The sequence below is a fragment of the Desulfosediminicola ganghwensis genome, from assembly GCF_005116675.2.
Taxonomy (GTDB): Bacteria; Desulfobacterota; Desulfobulbia; order Desulfobulbales; family Desulfocapsaceae; genus Desulfopila; species Desulfopila ganghwensis.
The window spans coordinates 4090075-4107372 of record NZ_CP050699.1 but is presented as its reverse complement, the minus strand read 5'-3'; the positions used below and the strand labels follow the sequence as shown (position 1 = coordinate 4107372).

Sequence of the window (17298 nt, the reverse complement as noted above, 5' to 3'; positions counted from 1 at the left end):
ATGCTGGTTCAGACAAAAGGATTTTTCTTAGATGTTCTGTTGATTTTCCAGGGTTTTTTTGTCACACCACTTGCTCATTTAGATGGATTTATCTTGAAATTTGTGCCATTTGCGCTTTTTCTTGAGTTTCCTCTGTATTTGCTGATTGTCGTCGGGGTGTTTTTTTATTTGTTAAGGAAAAGATTAACCCCTGCTCCTTCTGCCGGCTATGTCCCCTCAGTATCCTGCATTGCACTCTGCTATTCTGAAGAAGATGCTGTTAAACTGACCATTCGCAGTCTGACGGAGCAGATATACGAAGGGCCAATAGAAATTCTCGCCATCATGGATGGTGCTGCCCAGAACGCTTCCACCTATAGAGCTGCAAAATCAATGGAAGCCTATGTGAGCAATTTCCCAAACAGAACCCTGCGGATTATTCCAAAATGGCAGCGGGGCGGGCGTGTGTCCTCAATGAATCTAGGCCTTAGCCTGTCACAAGGAGAAATTGTGATGGCCCTTGATGGCGACACTTCTTTTGACAACGATATGGTCTTTGAAGCGACACGACCTTTTACTGATGACAATGTGGTCTCTGTCGCAGGCAATCTTCGAGTCCGGAATATAACATCTTCACTAATCACGAAACTACAGGCAATTGAATATCTTATCTCAATTTATCTCGGTAAGACTGGACTGAGCGAGTTTAACATTGTCAATAATATTTCAGGTGCCTTTGGTATACATCGGCGGCAATTTTTAGAACAGGTCGGCGGATGGGATGCAGGGACAGCAGAAGATCTTGATTTGACGATTCGAATAAAAGGATACCTTGGAAGATACCCATCTCTACGTATTGTTTTTGCTCCCAAGGCCATAGGCCATACAGATGCACCCGTAACATTGCGTCAGTTTTTTTCACAGCGATTACGTTGGGACGGTGATCTGCTCTACCTTTATCTGAAAAAACATAAATCTCGTATTCGACCTGGCCTTCTTGGTTGGCGCAATTCGTTCATGATGGTCTGGACAGGTTTGTTTTTTCAAATTGTCATGCCTTTTCTGATTGTATTGTATACAGTTTATATTATTGTAGTTTTCCCGCCGGAGCTTGTAGCTGCAATAATGTTGTTTATCTATTTGGCATACCTGGTTGTCAGCGCATTTATGTACTTGGTCTTTTTGATATTTTTATCAGAACGGCAGTTGCAGGATGCTGCTCTGATATTTTATTTGCCGTTTTTCCCTATTTTTTCATTTGTGGTCAGAGTCTGGTCTGCTGTTGCCTCACTAAAAGAATTGATCCAGAACGCTCATTTAGATTCATCAATGGCTCCATGGTGGGTTTTAAAGAAAACTAAATTTTAACTAAGGACCCGATGATCTCTCTGCTCAATAAAAATAAATTGCCCGGTACGTTAAAGCACAAGCCTGCTTTGCTCCCAGTTCTATGCCTGATTACGTTGTGCTTTTTTACGAATTCACCAGCTTCTTCAGCGGATAAAAATGTCGCAGCGAGCAAGAAAAATGCTTCAAATTATTCACTAGCAGCACTTGAACAAGCTGTCGAGAGTTCTCCTGCAGTAATTTCAGAAATTGCATTATTAGAAGAGCTACAGGCTCAGCTTAATCATGAACAGAAGGTTATAGGGTGGAAGATAGTTGGTTCAGCCAGAGGTGGTTACACCAATGAGCAACTTAGCTCGAATAAGCGCAAAGAATATTATCCTGCTCAAATTACTGCAGGCCTTACTTACCCACTGTTTGGCAAGTATAAAGACGAAACGGCAAATCTGCTGGAGCTTGAAGCTGTTGCAGAAAATGCGCATCTCAAGGTAGAGCTTAACCGCCGTGAGGCTTTGGAGCAATTGCGCCTCAGTTATATAATATTGTGGGGAACAGAAAAAAAGATTGCTCTTGCGGAGGCGTTTCTTAGCAGTGAGTCCAATGATCGCCATGTACTCAGCAGACGTAAAGATCTTGGCCTGATATTACCTTCTGATTACTATGATTTTATAACCGTTTTAGAACGTGTCGAACGTGAGCGGAAAGTTAATATGAATGCAGCGGAACGTGCTCGTGATATCATTCAGCTGTTGACTGAAATCCGTATTGCCAGCCCACTGGCATATGTGCCCGACCTGCCGATGACATGCGAAAACGTGGATGACGGACTTACTGTCCTGCACCAAGATCCTGAAATTCTTATGTACCAAAACATGGTTGATCTGCAACTCAAGAAACAGCGTTATCTGAAAAATGATGTGAAGGGCAACTTCACTGTGAGGGGATTTGTCGCCAGTTCCGAAAATGTTAATACAGATATTGGTTATGGGGGCTTGGTGAGCCTTGATGTGATTATGCCGCTCAATCCCTTTGCGGCGGATGCAAGTAATCATCTGGTGACACAAAAGCGTTTGAGGCGATATCAACAAGATTTGGCCGCCAAAACTGCAGAGGTTAAGTTCAACTTGACGGATCGTCTGCGTAACTTCGATTCGGAACGTTCAAGAAAAAGTGATAACGCAAGGCAGTTGCAAGCGAGAACCGAACAGTTGCGAGAGAGGACCCTTCGTCTCGACAGAGTTGATGGGGATGTTTTTGAACAATATCAGCAGGCCCGATATCGATATTACCGCTCAGCCATAGATTTTGTCGATGGGGAAATTCGCTTTTTACAGAGTGCAGCCAAAATTTTGCGTTTTTGTCCTGAAGAAGCCACCAGAAAATCACTGGTTTCCAGTGAGACCTCTGTCATTTTGCCCCTTGAAACATCTTTAGCGAGTTCGTTCGTCGAGGGAGCATCAGAAAATATTTCACTGACAGAGACCAGCATAAAACCAGTAACAGCCGTGTATCTGTGGGATGGTGCAATCATTTTCGATAATGATTTCTCACCATTGCTCTTTAAGAAACAATCAATCGCCAAGATCTTAGTCTCTTTAGACCAAGGTTTACTTGCCTATATCAAGAGCGCTGAGGGAACAATGCATCTGAGACAGGTTTTAGCTGATTGTCAGAAGCATGGACTGACAGTCAGCCTGTTGCTTGGCGAACCAACATGGATTTTGCCAGAGTTTCGTGATCGATTGATGGAAATACTGCAGGGTGTGAATCAGTTTAACTTTGCAAGTGTGCATCTGGACATGGAGCCATCTCAACTGGATGTAAAGAACTATGGACTTGAGTACCTATCTGCTCAATTGCTGAGGACAACACAGGTCGCAACTGAGGTTAGCGAGCATCCAATTGAAGTAAGTATACATCCAAGATTGCTCGACAAACAACAGACCACTATCTGTTTCGGTTGCGGACTGAGCAACCTGCCGCTTAATAGAGTTGTGGTAATGATCTATCGTACTGATCACAAAAGTGTTGCTGAACAGATGGCCAGCTTTTCTAAAGAGTATCCAAAGATACAGTTTGCGATTGCTCAAAGTGTTGAACCTTCCTTGGGATTTAAAAACAGTTATGCTCATCAGGATAGAGAAGTCTTTGAGAAGGTTAGGCAGGACTTTATAGCTGGTGATGTTACTGCTGGATGGCACGGAGATGTATATATTCAGGACTGGGTATCATACACACAATTCCTGAAAGCTTCTAAAGTGAAATAAAGTCGGAATAGAGAATGAAGATCAGCTATAATCGTAAGCGGAGAGATCCTACCCGAGAAGGGCAGATACCTGTTCAATATGGCCCTGCCAAGCGCACCTTAGCCAATCTAAAATGGCGTCTTACACTGCTCATCGTCTTAAGTCCGTTTATCTATTTTGGCCTAAAGATGATGATCAGCATGTTTATCGCCCCTTCATCAGGGTTTGTGGTCCTGGATCTCCATCCATACCAAAGCCCTGCGGATAGTGTTGTGCAAGAAATCAAAGTTGAGAGAGGACAACAGGTAAATATTGGTGATCAGCTGATAGTTTTGAAGGATCAGGAACTTGACTATGAACTTGCCCGTATACAAAGAACCATCGATGGACTTCTGGCTGATCCTGAGGATGATTCTATCTCTGGAGAATATTTGTTAAAACAGAAAAAACTGGCTGAAGATGCTGTTGTATATCAAAAGAAACGGCTAGCTAATATCTCTTTCCTCTATCAGCAAAGAGCCGCAACTGTCGCTGAGCAGAAAGCGGCACTTTCCCAGTTGAACACGGCTCTCTCCCAGCTTAACGGAGCTGATTATCAACTCAAGCAATGGTCACAACGTCAGCAGCAGACCCCGAAAGATCTAAGAAAAACACCCGAATTTACCGAAGCGTTTGCCAAGTTGGAGAAATTAGAGTCAAAACGACAGCAGCTTTCTGTTATGGCAACCTACGCAGGACAAGTGACAGAAATAAGTGTCACGCAGGGTCAGGTTGTGCAAAAAGGCGGAGAGATGATCAGTGTGGCCCGTCAGGACAGACAAGTCATCGCCTCATTTATGCAGCCAAGTGACGTCGATCGTGTTCAGCAAGGCGAAATTGCAGATATCATTTTTCCATCTGGAAAAATCATTAAGGGCCGCGTCCAATATAATCCTAGTGTAACAGGAAGATTGCCTTCTTATCTTGCTACGCCAATGCTCGGGCGCCAGCGGATGGTAATTGTTCATCTTGTTCCCGTGGATCCTATTCCCGAGGAGGAACGCATTGATGGTCTGCCCGTTGAAGTTAATTTCATCACCCCTCTCCAGCAGATAATCGATAAAGTGAAAAATATGTTTACGTGAACCAGCCAGGAGTTTTTCCCTGACCTTTTCACCCCTTAAGAATAAAGAGGCTTTTGCAACACTTTTAGTGCTGCAAAAGCATTCGCCTTGTATTGCTGCGGCAAATTTTAAATCGTAGCAATATCAAAAAAGCACTGTTATGTGCCAAACAGCCCCTTCGACAATCCCTTGGCATTTTCTTTATAACCCGATCCAAAGAGGGAATGTCAGCACTCAGTCTTTGGCGATTGATGTGAACAGTACAATGTCATAACATCGTTTACACTTTTAAGTAAGCCGTTGATTTCCAACACTCAGCATCTGGTCGATTACACTAACAGAGTTGACTCTTAGTCTTTCCCCTGAATAAGCATCTCAACAAGTTCCAAAGGTGATTCAGACCACAATACCCACTCGCTGAATGAGTGTTTCAAGAAACCTTCACGCTCTGTGACCGCCATCATCTCTTTAAGTGGTGCATAGAAGCCGTTTACATCAAGAATGGCGCATGGTTTGTTATGATAGTTAAGCTGGCGAAGTGTGTATACTTCAAAGAATTCCTCGAAAGTTCCAATACCTCCTGGCATGGCAACGAATGAGTCGGAGAGTTGGACCATGAGGTCCTTTCGTTCATGCATGGTTGGGACGACGTGCAATTCAGTTAGGCCTTTGTGAAATTGCTCTTTGTCTTTTAGGCTCTGTACGGTAACACCAATTACCGTCCCACCTTCTTGCAAAGCAGCGTTTGCCAGTTCATTCATGCACCCGGTCGAGGAACCACCATACACCAGCGTCAAACCTTTTCGAGCTATTGTCGTACCCATTTGATTGGCTAATTTCATGTACGCCGGATCTTTACCAACGCTGGAGCCAAGAAAAACACATATGGATTTCATGTAATTCCCAAATAATATTTTGTTATATTTTGTCTAGAGCCAAGAGCTCTGTGTAAAGTTCTCATCCTGCCCAAAGAAATAATACATGTAACAGTTTTAATAGACAGATCTTTTGTCAAAATGAAAAATAGAGCAGTTTCTCGGTATAGAACTGCTCATTGCTTCACTCAACCTAATCAATTTTTAACATAATGCATAAGAATGTTAAAATTATCTGATATTTCAATGAAAAAAAGGTGTTAGGGGTAAGTGGTGAGTATTATATCAAGGAATGCTGAAGATGTTTTTTCTTGTTAGAACCATTCTTTTATACTAATTTCCCGCACGCTCGGGGGCACGGAATTATCTGAACGTTTTTTGTTGTACTGTTCCGTTGCCATAAATAGAAAAAATTTGGGAGAATGACATGGGTAGTCCAGATGGCAGTTTGAGCCATGAACTCACTCAATACATCACAAAACAGAATACCCCCTGCTTGTTCCCACACATGTGGTGATGATGTTTTTTCAGCCTTTTAAAGCTGAGAAAGCATTTGCCTCATGCCGTGTGGGTTAGCGCGGTTTACATGAGGTGCAGCATGACCACTCTCAACACCACCACTGATCTTCGTCACCATCTCGCACAAAATAACACTCTAGCGCTCCGTCATTTTTGCGAAGCCGAGCATCCTGCCGAAGTGGCTGAAGCTCTCAGCACACTTTCTTCGTACGAAATATGGGAAGTTCTTCAGGCTACTTCTTTTGAAATAAGGCGCGAAATTCTCTGCAGCTTTGGTGAGGACACACTCTACGATCTTGTTTTAACACTTGATCGTAAGGTAGTAGCCTTAATTTTGACTGCAATGTATTCGGATGACAGGGCTAATCTCTTTCGTCGTCTTACAGACGAACAGAGAGAGCATTTGTATCCGGCTCTGGCTAAGGCTGAGCGGGAAAATATACGAAAGCTTACCTCATATCCGGAGGAAAGTGCCGGCTCTGTAATGAACTCAGATTATGTTGCGCTCCGCAAAAGCATGAGTGCGACTGAGGCTATCGACCAGATACGCCTCGAAGCTCCAACCAAAGAGACTGTTTATTACGCCTATGTGGTAGACGATGAGCGCAGGCTGACAGGTTTTGTGTCGCTGAAAGATCTCATTGTAGCTCAACCTGATGCGATAATCGAAACGTTTATGCACAAAGAGGTGTTGTTCGCCCGTGCCGAAGACGATCAGGAGAAAGCTGCCAGAAAAATACAGAAATATGACCTCATCGCCTTGCCGGTTATTAACGGCAGAGATGCTTTGGTCGGTATCATCACCCACGATGATGCCCTTGATATCATTACTCAGGAGCAACAGGAAGATCTGGAAAAACTGATGGCTATCAGTGGTCAGCATAAGGCTGGAACGTATCTGAAAACATCATTCTGGGTTCATTTCAAAAACAGAGCTTCCTGGATCGTAGGGCTTTCAATACTTGGTCTGCTATCGGGTACCATAATCCATAGTTTCGAAGATTCCCTGATGGCCCTGATGGTGCTGGCGCTGTATATGCCAATGGTCGCTGACACTGGCGGGAATACCGGCAGTCAGTCTGCAACTGTGGTCATCCGTGCTTTGGCCCTGTCTGAGATACGAGCTGGCGATGCCTTCAAGGTAATATTTAAAGAGTTTCGGGTATCGTTGCTGATGGCGGTGATCTTGGCGACACTTTCGTTTGGTAAGGTAATGTGGCTTTCATCGGGCAGTGATATTCCGCTGGGATTTTCATTGCCAATGATTGGTGCAACCATTGCAATTGCTTTGGGCATGCAGGTTGTTACTGCGACATTGATTGGTGCAATCCTGCCAATGGCCGCAGTCAGGATGAAGCTTGATCCGGCAGTTGTGGCGAGCCCTGCACTGACCACCGTAGTAGATATCACTGGCTTATTGATATATTTCAGCACAGCAAAAATCATGCTCGGCATCTGATTGCCTCATTCAGCCAGCGAAGAAAAGAATGCGGATGAGCGTGGAGCTTGTCCGTTTTTTTTTGCGATGTGAGTTCAATCTCTCTATTGATGTCGATAGCTTCCATCTGGGTAGAGTCTTCCTCCTGCATATCCATTCCCCTGTAGCTGTTTGTCGCTCCGCATCGGTGTGATACAATTATTTTAAAGCGTCATCATTCTGTGCATTTTGCACACTGTAAAGCGTGTTCCAACTAATCTTCAAGCTTTTCAGGGAGGCTAGCCATGAAAATGAAATTATTGGTACTTGCGTTACTGATGCTACCTTTGGGAGTGATAAAGGCATCGGCGGAAAATGACTATGTCGGATCGGATCAGTGTTTCAGCTGTCACCAGGAAATTTACAGTCAATGGCTGGCAACTGGTCATCCATGGAAATTACGCAAAGTTGACAAAGCGCGGTATGCAAAAATTCCTCTGCCGCCAGGCTATAGCTGGGATGACATTACCTATGTTATCGGCGGTGCGATCAAGAAAGCAAGATTCATAGATAAAGAAGGGTATATTGTAACCGCCGCAAAAGACGGTTCGGAAGCTAAGACACAGTATAACCTCGAAGACGGCAGTTGGTCTTTTTATCACAAGGGTGAGAAAAAGCCATACGCCTGTGGTCCATGCCATATGACCAATTACTCCAAGGAGGGCAATCAGGATAATATGGAAGGGATGGTTGGCACCTGGTCTGAGGATGGTATTGGTTGTGAAGAGTGTCATGGCCCTGGGATGAACCACGTCCGCGAGCCGAGTAAGGAAACGATTAAGATTGATACCTCGTCTGAAGCTTGTGGCAAGTGCCACCAGCGGGGAGGTATGGGGCCCGAGCCACCGGCAAAAGGCGGGTTTATAAGGCATCACGAACAGATTAACGAGTTGAAGGCAGGTGTGCATAAAGATATGGGTTGTGTTGATTGCCATAACCCGCACCAGCGGGCAATTTTAGTCAAGGATAATTGTCTGGAATGCCACGAAGAGATTGGCAAGTCATACGCCATGACGATCCATGGAAAACAAGGCACCCGATGTGTCGAATGTCACATGCCCAAGGCAACAAAGTCTGCTATCAGTGTTGCCAGTTACACCGGTGATGTGAGGACACACTTATTCAAGATCAATACAGCAGCGGATGCGAATATGTTTAAGGAGGTAGAAGACAACGGTAAGAAGTCGACTTTTGCTCAAGGCTTTGTGACGGTGGAATACAGTTGTTTAAGTTGTCATGGCGGCAGGGATAAAGAGTGGGCCTCCAAGAATGCCATGAATTACCATGACCAGAAGTAAGTAATTACGCAGCGCCTGAAAAATCTATAATGCTCACGGTATGAGGCCTGACGGAAATGGTCTGGAACAAAAAGGATGTTCCAGGCCATTTTTTATTTAAGGAATCAGTACATAAATAGCGCTCACCGAGAAGATCACCATCCCTGTTACGGCAAGGTGAGCTTTGACCGGGCTAATCTCCTGGCCTGCTATCAAACTTTTACAGAGTAACCTGTATGCCCATATCCCACTGAGCAGAATCGGGACCAGTATTGGGATCTGGACAAGAGTGTCCGGGTGAAAGCGAACGGTATAGTTCAGCAGTGGTGCCAGTACCCAAAAGGGGGCGAGGGACAGGGATACCAGATAAAAAGCGTGGGACATGTTGCCGTAACCGCCGAAGGCTTTTGCTGCTGCCCAATAGACAAGAGTCAGCCCAAGTACCGCGATCATCATATTTACCAGCCCTGAGATTGAAAATATCAGTGGTGTGATAAATGCGAATTTGCCATCAAGGGGCACCGGCGAGCCCTGGCTCAAGCTGCCAGCCAGATCTGAAAGGCCGAAGAGTGTGCCAAGTATAAGTATGTTAACTATTGAAAAGATATGGGCTTTGCCTTCGCTCGCCAACAGGAACAGGCGGTGTTCACAGGAGACGCTATATTTGAAAAAATCTGCGTAGTTCATGAATATGAGAATGAGTTTTGGTTAAAATAATGTCAGTTGAATGAGCATTTCCCATGAGTATTCAGCAAAAACCTGAAAAACACATTTCGCTGAAATATCTGATGGTAAAGAATGACAGGTATGATGAGGAATGTTCATCTGTAATTATGACAAGCTGAATAGGGGCACCCCTCGCCCCGGCCACAAGACGTTTGGGCCGGGGCAGAGGCGCTGAGGCTCTCTCTCCTCAAAAAAAATCAGGTGTATTACCTACCAACCGCCCGGGGTGAGGGACCAGATCACAAAAAAGAGACTGACTGCCGATATGGTGACTCCGGCAGCGGTGGAGTTATAACGTTGCTCATTGTATACGGTCCAGCCGTGGATACCGTCGACCAGCTTCTTATCCGCCTCATGGGGGAGTTTATCAAGCAGGGCAGGGATACGATTGGTAATCATCGAAACCACTGCCATGATGAAAAAACTGAGGGGGACACAAAGCAGCGCGCCGGACATGCCAAGCTTGGCTGGCAAGCCCCCGGCGATGGTAAGGTTCGGTGCCACGTATGGAGATACCAATATATAGGTACCGCCAGCCAAAAGAGCGGCAGCCATTGCACCATACCTGTTGGCCTGTTTCCACCATACTCCCAGAATAACCAGCGGTGCCACGGTGACTCCGGCAAGGCCGAATGCCCAGAGAATAGATACGACAAGAAATGTTGGAGGATTGAGTGCGATCAGGATACTGATCAGGCCGGCACCTGTCATGGCGCTGTAATTGACGATTTTGGTTTTGTTTTCTTCAAGATCAGGCTTGAAGGTGCTGATAATATCCTGGGCGATAAGAGCTCCGATCGCCATCAGGTTAGCGCTGATAGTGGAGAGCCCGGCGGCGATAGCACCGGCAATAACCAGGGCGAGTACCCACGGGGGATTGAAAACACTGTTCAGGATGAGGGTGATCTTATCAAGATCGGTTGGGGCAATCGGGGTACCAGAGGTCGCCTGAAAAAATACGCCGGAAAAACCCATGGTGTAGGTAGCGCTGAAGGTAATGCCGCAGAAGAACGTGAACCAGATCATGGCGACGCGGGCGCTCTTAAGGTTTTTGGCGGTGTATATTCTCATGCCGAGGTGGGGCAGGCCCATGGCTCCGATGGTGAAGCAGGGGATGAGCGAGAAGTACCATTTAAAGCCGTACTTCATGTCAAAGAAATCAGGCACCCGTTCGAGCATGGCCGGAACCATATCTGCATAAAGCAGCGGCGGGAAGTACCAGCCGGAACCGCCCATGGCCTTCATGATAGCGCCCAGCGGGATGATAAAGGCCACAGCCATCAATACCATTTGAAAGGCCGCATTATACGATGTGCCGTACATGCCACCGATGGTCACATACCCGACAATAAGTGCGCCACCGCAGATAAGGGCAACATTATAATTAATACCGAAAAGCATCTCGAAGACTTTGGCCACACCAATCATCTGTCCCAGGGCATACATAAGCATGATCACAATCATAAATGTGGCGACAATATACGATGTTCTGAGGCCGTAGCGCTCACGAACGAACTGGGCAGGGGTAAAAGCGCCCATACGTCTCAGTGGCGTACCGTACCAGAGAGTGATAAGCGGGATGGAAAGTGCAAACTGAATCCACATATAAACAAACGGCACTTTCAACTTTAAGATTAGTGCGGTAACACCGAGAAATGTGGCAAGACTCATATAGCTGGAGGCCATGCCGAGGCCGTTGGCCAGAGAGCCGATAGAGCGACCGGCTGTCCAGTAATCGGTCGAGGATTTTGCAGCGCGCTGGGAGTACCAGCCAACAAAATAGAAAAAGGCAAAAGATGCAGCAACAAATATGATCCCCATGGTGGGGTCGGCAAGTGCCCATTCTTGTTCCATGGTCTATTCCCCTGTAAAAGGATTATATTTTATCGACGACACCGTCCATTTCTTCAATTTCATCATCCAGCCTGTTGGTCAGCGTGGTTTGTATGGTGACGACTACCATCAGGCCAAGCCAGCCCATAATGACAGGAATGATGTATTGCGAGGGAAAGCCGAAGATCATATGATCTTGCAGGGAAGGGAATGCGACAAAGAGCAGGCCCAGGTGGCCGCACATAAGCAGTAAAACAGTAAAACCTAGCGTGTACCGGACTTCTTTTCTGTACGCTTTGTTCATCTTCGCCTCCTTGAGGATTGCGATGCATCCTAGTGGGTTAATTGACAAACCTGATATACTTTTTGCTGCTGTTTTCTGTTGTTGTTCGCTACCTGTACATTGAGTCTTTTTAGCTGGTATCTTGCGGTTGGTTCTCTTCCTCCTTGTGCTGGGGGTTAATATAATTGCCTCATCATGCATTCTTTACGGAAACCAGGTTTCCGTGTAGTGTTTTGACAGGCTGGGAGGTGACATTTCCTTTTCGAGCCAATAATAAAAAAAAGTGCGTTTTTGTGAACGACACGGTACAACAAAGCAAGGTGAGCGAGCGCTCGCTCATCGGTACTATTGTAAGATATATTTATAAGTTATGTCAACTATATTTATATGTAATGTTTCAAAAATGTAAGTATGTCGATGGTGGTTGGTGGTGCAGCTGAGATTGAGAATACCACAGGAGGAATAATCCATGGCGCATCGAAGTAATGATCGCAAAACAGCAAAAAAAGCAAAACCCGGTCGGGTAATCCTCAATACCGGTGATGGCAAAGGCAAGACTACAGCAGCACTCGGTACAGCCTTTCGCGCCCTCGGGCATGGCCAGAAGGTATGTGTCATCCAGTTCCTTAAAGGCCAGGGGGCTTACGGTGAGCGTTTGATGGCTGATAAATTTGATAATCTGGATTGGTTTATCTGTGGTAAGGGGTTTGTATTCAACAAAGAAAAGATCGACGAGGATAAAAAGGTTGCGGAAGAAGGTTTCGCGCTTGCCGAAGAGAAGGTCACCAGCGATGAGTATGACCTGGTAATCCTGGACGAGATCACCTATCTGCCGCTCTTTGGATTTCTCGACGTGTCGCGGATCGTGGAGCTTATTGCCCACAAGCCTGAACGACTCAGTGTGATCATGACCGGGCGAAACGCACATGAAGATTTGATTGCAATAGCTGACACTGTATCAGAGATTCGTCCATTAAAACATGCTTTTGAGGAAGGTATTACAGCCCAGAAAGGCATAGAGTTTTAAGTTGACTCCAGGCATTAGCGCAGTAAGGCAAACCAGCCCGGATTTCTCCTGAGCAATTCGGGCCGGTGGTTTAGCACATACAGCACAAGGAGGGGATATGTCGAATAAAGGAGCGCTTGCCGGGGTTCGGGTGCTGGATCTTTCCCGTTTGCTGCCCGGCCCATATTGCTCGATGATTCTGGCTGATCACGGAGCAGATGTCATTGCCATCGAGAACAGGAAGTTCCAGGATGATGGCTTGTTTTTTGAGGAGCTGTATCGAAATAAACGCCATATGTCGCTCAATCTGAAGAATCCAAAAGGAAAAGAGATCTTTTCGCGCCTGGTGAGAGATGCCGATGTGGTGCTGGAAGGGTTTCGGCCAGGCGTTGTTGATAGGCTCGGCGTCGATTACGAAGCTCTTTGCCAAATTAATCCAGGAATAATTTATTGTTCGATTTCAGGATATGGTCAGACCGGGCCGAAGAGATATCAGGTTGGTCACGATGTCAATTATCTCAGTACTGCCGGAGTGCTTAATTTGATAGGCGAGGAGGGTGGGGCGCCGACCATTCCGGCAGTGCAGATTGCTGATATTCTCGGCGGAGCGATGCAGGCAGCGGTTGGTATTCTCATGGCTCTCTACAGCCGCACCCAGAGCGGGCGTGGGCAGTATATCGATATTTCGATGACTGAAGGTGTGCTCGGCCTGTTGACTCTGCCCCGATTTTTCCAGCAGAAAGCAGGGGAGCAACCGCTACGTTCCGCTACAACACTTTCCCATAAATTCGCTTGTTACAATACCTACAAAACCAAAGATAACCGCTATGTAGCAATAGGTGCGGTGGAAAATCGATTTTGGCACAGACTGTGTGAGCATTTGGGCAGACCAGAGTTTGCCGAACTGCAATATGATAACGCAAGGAGGCTTGAACTGATTGATTGGTTGAGGGAGACATTTAGTCAAAAGAACTTGGCCGAGTGGGATGCAGAGCTCTCTGATCTGGATGTTTGCTATAGCGCGGTGGCAACTGTTGACGAGATTGTGGATTCACCATTTTTCAGGGAGAGGCAGATGATTCACCTCTATCCCGGGCAAAACGGAAAACTCTGTCAGACCTTTACCAGCCCGGTGAAATTGTCTGAAACACCGGCAGAAATCCATAGTAGCCCGGCAACATTTGGCCAGCACACCCGGGAGATATTGCGGGAGTTGGGATACAGCAATAGTTATATTGATGAGTTCGCAGGGGCGGGGGTTGTTTAGACCCGGTGTCAGTTGATATGGAGTGGCGGGCAGTGTCGACAGGGCGCGGAACCGGGACGAGAGGTATACTCGTAGCTCGCAGAGCTGCGAAATAGTATCCAGCATCTCATGTAAGATAGGCTTTAGTGTTTGCTTAACCGTGCAGAGCGAGTGATACGGCAGTTATGAATCCAGCATCTCCATGATATGGGTTTGAAAAGATACATCAGAGGTCAACTTGATGGCTATGGCGTGACAAATGCGGGCTGTCAGACCCTGCTGATCAATTGAAGCTACGTTGACGCTGATTTCGCCCAGCTCGTCTATATCGAGGATAAGCGCAGACTGGTTGTCTTGTAATTCCATCTTCTACCCCTCTCATGTTGTGCGTCAGTGTACGTCGTTGTTTCTCTGACACTGGTTGTAATAGTTGATACATTAAACATCTGCTGATATTGCCTGTGGGGATTTGGTATTGCGGTAGAATTTCATGCATCGTATGTTTGCTCAGTTCGTTTATGGCAATGAAAGTCATGCTTTATGTAAGGCCTGATCCAGATCTGCGATAATATCATCAGGATGCTCAGCCCCAACACAGAGTCGCACCATGTTGCCGGGAACATGGGCCATTTTACGGGCCTCTTCACCTTGCTGCTGATGGGTGGAGATCGCCGGGATAGTGGCGACAGATTTTATGCGGCCCAGATCCGTTGCCCGCCAGATTCGTTGCAGGCTGTCGAAAAAGCGGCGCGCAGGTTCAATGCCGCCAGCTACACAGAATGACATCAGATGCCCGTAACGGTTTACCGGTTTCTGGTAGAGTTCGTCATGTTCGGCATCGACCAGCCACATATACTTGCTGGCGAGTTCATGCAGCTTGTGGTTTTTCAGGCCGAGGTATTCAACCCGCTCAACTTTTGGATGATCCTGCAGGAATTTGGCGACCTGCATGGTATTGCGGCTCATCAGGTCCATCTTGGAGCGCAGGGTGCGTATATCGTTGAGTGTCAGAATTGCCTGCATCGGGTGGAGATTCGGTCCGAGATCCCTGTTCTGAAGGAGTTTGATATTGAAGGCGAAATCATCTCGTAAAGCGGCCTCCTCAAGGTTTGCTGTGATGGGCTTGCGTGAGATAACCGCACCACAGATACCGAAACCGCTACTGGTCAGACTCTTAGTGGCAGATTGCACCACGATATCTGCCCCATGGCATAGTGGACGGAGCAGGGCGGGAGTCGCGATAGTCGAATCCACGATCAATGGTAGTTCGTGGGAATGGGCCAGGTCTGCAACCTGAGCTATGTCAAAAAAACCAAGCTGTGGATTACTTGGCAGTTCACCGTAAAGGAATCTGGTGTTGCCATCGATTTTCGAGGCCCATTCATCGATATCGGTGGCATCGACAACCCAGCGACATTCTATCTGGCGCTCCTTCATGAGACGCACTGTAAACTGCTGGAATGTGCCACCATAGCATTGAGCTGTAGCTACAAAGTTGATTGGTTCATCCCGCCGCTTGACCGTTAGAAACGGAGTGACAGCACTGAAAATCGCAGACATACCTGAGGAGGTGGAACAGCAACTTGTCTCTCCACTGAATCCATAACCTTCGAGCAACGCCAATGTCCATTCATAATAATAGGTGGAGGGGTTGGCGATCCGTGAATAACACCAGGTGGGGATCTTATAGGCCAGAGCGGCGGCCATCTCGTCAGAATCACGATAAGCCTGGGAGGAGCTCAGAAATGCAGGTTCGATAATAGCACCCTGGTGAAAGTTCAGCGCATCCTGAACAGAGTAGAGACCATGGACGGCTATGGTGTCAAATCGCCATTTTTTCACCTCGGAGTTAATGTAATTAGTGCGTTCAGCCCGTATGCGATCACTCTGGTTGATATACTCTTGCATGCCTGGAGTAATGGCGGTGTCGTTCTGGTTTTCCATAGTACACGTCTGGTCTGATATCGTGAGTTGGTCTTTGGCTGAATTTAAAGTGGTTACAGGACAATAATAGCTTTTCCTGACATAATGAGTCAAATTTCAGGTGAGAAAAAATGCGCTAAAATTCAGAGTGGCCGGGGGGATATGTTGAATTGAGCCTGGTATTGCAGGCCACACGGATTTGGCGCCGACAATTTGCAGTGGAGGGTGATTGGGGTGAGGTCCATGTGATTGCTAGGCGAGTGAGGTGTAATTCGGTAATGGCCTTCATAGTTATGCAATGCAATCGAAGCTGGGCATGATGAAAAGACGGGTTGACTTTCATAGGGTGGTCGGTAAGAATGCTCGGATATTTATCACATGAAGTAGTGAGTTACCGCAAATTTAAGCGTTATTCCCGATACGCTGTATTCGTCTCTGGAGAAAATAGATATGAAGTTGAAATGTATACCGAAAATAGCTGGCCGTCATATTGTGCCACTTGCCACACTCGTTTGTTCTTTATCTTTTCAGGCGCTGACACCTTCCGTTGCAGCTGCGTCAATTGAAACCCGTTATGTCAAGCCGACTGCTGAAGTGGTGGTGAGGAGAGGGCAAGGCAATGAATTCAAGATCATCGGTATGGTCAAGGATGGAGATCGCGTTGATTTTCTCGAAGAGTCAGGGAGCTATGCCCGCATCCGCTTTGACGATAAGGAAGGTTGGATGCTCAAAAGGTATCTGAGTGCGGAAAAACCCCTTGGAGAGGTTGTTTCCGCCCTGAAGCAGGAGCGCGATCGCCTTGAGCAGAACAATATAGAAGTATCTGAACAGGCCCAGCAGACATCATCCGAACTGTCGCGAATCAAGGGTGACCTGGACGTTGTGCTTGCCGAGCGTGACAAAATTCTTAGTGATTACACAATACTGAAAGACGATACCGCCAATGTCGTCCAGATCAAGAATGATCTGGAACGGGTTACCACCGAGAATGGGCAGTTGCAGGAAACGCTGGGTTCCGTAAAGGAAGAAAATAGAAAATTGAAGAAAGAGGCTGCGATCCATTGGTTTCTGGCAGGTGCAGGTGTGTTCCTTATTGGTATTCTTATAGGAAGGCTTCCGAGTCCTTCCAGGCGCAGGAAATCTTCCCTGCTCTAGGAGCCTGTCGGACTCGCCCGATTTTGTATGAGCATTGTGTCATCGTTATCATGGAGCAGGCAGATAAAAGTCGCCGGCAAGTTGTCGGCGAATGTGCTGCTTCCACAATGCTCACATCGCAGGTCAGAGCATCACGATCTTCATCAGTCTTTTTGCAGTAATATCAGATTACCATGATTTATCGTGCAACAGATCGAACCGGAGCCTGCCTGAACTGGTGACCAGGGCAGGCCTGGCCTCTGTCGAAGTCAACTCTTTCTGCGAAGTCTCGCTCTGCTCGTTTACGTGAACCAGGTGAAGAAT

Annotated in this window: 14 protein-coding genes; 8 read left to right on the top strand and 6 right to left on the bottom strand. The window is 46.7% G+C overall.

Features of this window, described 5'->3' with window-relative positions; translation table 11 throughout:
• From FCL45_RS17540 to FCL45_RS17530, 3 genes are read left to right on the top strand one after another with little or no spacing between them, the layout of a single operon-like run.
• Positions 1-1347, top strand: coding sequence for a glycosyltransferase family 2 protein (locus FCL45_RS17540; RefSeq protein ID WP_136799013.1), 1347 nt, complete (start codon positions 1-3; stop codon positions 1345-1347).
• Positions 1348-1358: 11 nt separating this feature from the next.
• A complete protein-coding gene (locus FCL45_RS17535; protein ID WP_136799014.1) occupies positions 1359-3593 on the top strand; it encodes a TolC family protein in 2235 nt (744 codons plus the stop codon).
• A gap of 14 nt (positions 3594-3607) precedes the next feature.
• On the top strand, positions 3608-4696 hold the full coding sequence (locus tag FCL45_RS17530; protein ID WP_136799015.1) for an HlyD family secretion protein: 1089 nt from the start codon (positions 3608-3610) through the stop codon (positions 4694-4696).
• A gap of 329 nt (positions 4697-5025) precedes the next feature.
• On the opposite strand, the gene FCL45_RS17525 is transcribed toward FCL45_RS17530, so the two are convergent.
• Positions 5026-5571 (bottom strand): LOG family protein, encoded by a 546-nt coding sequence (locus FCL45_RS17525; RefSeq protein WP_136799016.1) that lies wholly within the window; start codon positions 5569-5571, stop codon positions 5026-5028.
• A gap of 577 nt (positions 5572-6148) precedes the next feature.
• Here FCL45_RS17525 and mgtE point away from each other — a divergent pair.
• Together mgtE and FCL45_RS17515 are read left to right on the top strand one after the other, a co-directional pair.
• Positions 6149-7528, top strand: a complete 1380-nt coding sequence (mgtE, locus tag FCL45_RS17520) for a magnesium transporter (protein WP_167495861.1) — start codon at positions 6149-6151, stop codon at positions 7526-7528.
• A gap of 263 nt (positions 7529-7791) precedes the next feature.
• Positions 7792-8844 carry a multiheme c-type cytochrome gene (locus FCL45_RS17515; protein WP_136799018.1) on the top strand — a complete coding sequence of 351 codons (1053 nt, stop codon included), beginning with the start codon at positions 7792-7794 and terminating at the stop codon, positions 8842-8844.
• A 96-nt stretch (positions 8845-8940) separates the two neighbouring features.
• Here FCL45_RS17515 and FCL45_RS17510 read toward each other — a convergent pair whose 3' ends face one another.
• From FCL45_RS17510 to FCL45_RS17500, 3 genes are all read right to left on the bottom strand, one after another.
• Positions 8941-9510 (bottom strand): YIP1 family protein, encoded by a 570-nt coding sequence (locus FCL45_RS17510; RefSeq protein WP_136799019.1) that lies wholly within the window; start codon positions 9508-9510, stop codon positions 8941-8943.
• A 249-nt stretch (positions 9511-9759) separates the two neighbouring features.
• A complete protein-coding gene (locus FCL45_RS17505) occupies positions 9760-11403 on the bottom strand; it encodes a sodium:solute symporter family transporter (RefSeq protein WP_136799020.1) in 1644 nt (547 codons plus the stop codon).
• Positions 11404-11425: 22 nt separating this feature from the next.
• Complete coding sequence (locus tag FCL45_RS17500; RefSeq protein WP_136799021.1) at positions 11426-11686, bottom strand: hypothetical protein; 261 nt, start codon at positions 11684-11686, stop codon at positions 11426-11428.
• A 448-nt stretch (positions 11687-12134) separates the two neighbouring features.
• Between FCL45_RS17500 and cobO the strand changes: the two genes are divergently transcribed.
• Both cobO and FCL45_RS17490 read left to right on the top strand, forming a co-directional pair.
• The gene (gene cobO, locus FCL45_RS17495; protein WP_136799022.1) at positions 12135-12692 is read left to right on the top strand and encodes a cob(I)yrinic acid a,c-diamide adenosyltransferase; all 558 of its coding nucleotides are present in this window, start codon (positions 12135-12137) and stop codon (positions 12690-12692) included.
• A gap of 97 nt (positions 12693-12789) precedes the next feature.
• Positions 12790-13938, top strand: a complete 1149-nt coding sequence (locus FCL45_RS17490; protein WP_136799023.1) for a CaiB/BaiF CoA transferase family protein — start codon at positions 12790-12792, stop codon at positions 13936-13938.
• A 162-nt stretch (positions 13939-14100) separates the two neighbouring features.
• On the opposite strand, the gene FCL45_RS17485 is transcribed toward FCL45_RS17490, so the two are convergent.
• Both FCL45_RS17485 and FCL45_RS17480 read right to left on the bottom strand, forming a co-directional pair.
• Complete coding sequence (locus FCL45_RS17485) at positions 14101-14283, bottom strand: twitching motility protein (RefSeq protein ID WP_136799024.1); 183 nt, start codon at positions 14281-14283, stop codon at positions 14101-14103.
• Between the two features lie 165 nt (positions 14284-14448).
• Entirely contained in the window at positions 14449-15861 is a 1413-nt protein-coding gene (locus tag FCL45_RS17480; protein WP_136799025.1) for a PLP-dependent transferase, read from the bottom strand.
• A gap of 429 nt (positions 15862-16290) precedes the next feature.
• On the opposite strand from FCL45_RS17480, the gene FCL45_RS17475 reads away from it, so the two are divergent.
• Positions 16291-16995 carry a TIGR04211 family SH3 domain-containing protein gene (locus FCL45_RS17475; RefSeq protein ID WP_136799026.1) on the top strand — a complete coding sequence of 235 codons (705 nt, stop codon included), beginning with the start codon at positions 16291-16293 and terminating at the stop codon, positions 16993-16995.
• Positions 16996-17298 lie beyond the last annotated feature (303 nt).

What these genes read in the sequence shown, in the direction of transcription:
- FCL45_RS17480 (WP_136799025.1), bottom strand. Translation starts at nt 15,861, where the DNA reads ATGGAAAACCAGAACGACACCGCCATTACTCCAGGCATGCAAGAGTAT.
- FCL45_RS17475 (WP_136799026.1), top strand. Translation starts at nt 16,291, where the DNA reads ATGAAGTTGAAATGTATACCGAAAATAGCTGGCCGTCATATTGTGCCA.
- FCL45_RS17490 (WP_136799023.1), top strand. Translation starts at nt 12,790, where the DNA reads ATGTCGAATAAAGGAGCGCTTGCCGGGGTTCGGGTGCTGGATCTTTCC.
- FCL45_RS17525 (WP_136799016.1), bottom strand. Translation starts at nt 5,571, where the DNA reads ATGAAATCCATATGTGTTTTTCTTGGCTCCAGCGTTGGTAAAGATCCG.
- FCL45_RS17515 (WP_136799018.1), top strand. Translation starts at nt 7,792, where the DNA reads ATGAAAATGAAATTATTGGTACTTGCGTTACTGATGCTACCTTTGGGA.
- FCL45_RS17505 (WP_136799020.1), bottom strand. Translation starts at nt 11,403, where the DNA reads ATGGAACAAGAATGGGCACTTGCCGACCCCACCATGGGGATCATATTT.
- mgtE (WP_167495861.1), top strand. Translation starts at nt 6,149, where the DNA reads ATGACCACTCTCAACACCACCACTGATCTTCGTCACCATCTCGCACAA.
- cobO (WP_136799022.1), top strand. Translation starts at nt 12,135, where the DNA reads ATGGCGCATCGAAGTAATGATCGCAAAACAGCAAAAAAAGCAAAACCC.
- FCL45_RS17535 (WP_136799014.1), top strand. Translation starts at nt 1,359, where the DNA reads ATGATCTCTCTGCTCAATAAAAATAAATTGCCCGGTACGTTAAAGCAC.
- FCL45_RS17510 (WP_136799019.1), bottom strand. Translation starts at nt 9,510, where the DNA reads ATGAACTACGCAGATTTTTTCAAATATAGCGTCTCCTGTGAACACCGC.
- FCL45_RS17485 (WP_136799024.1), bottom strand. Translation starts at nt 14,283, where the DNA reads ATGGAATTACAAGACAACCAGTCTGCGCTTATCCTCGATATAGACGAG.
- FCL45_RS17500 (WP_136799021.1), bottom strand. Translation starts at nt 11,686, where the DNA reads ATGAACAAAGCGTACAGAAAAGAAGTCCGGTACACGCTAGGTTTTACT.
- FCL45_RS17530 (WP_136799015.1), top strand. Translation starts at nt 3,608, where the DNA reads ATGAAGATCAGCTATAATCGTAAGCGGAGAGATCCTACCCGAGAAGGG.
- FCL45_RS17540 (WP_136799013.1), top strand. Translation starts at nt 1, where the DNA reads ATGCTGGTTCAGACAAAAGGATTTTTCTTAGATGTTCTGTTGATTTTC.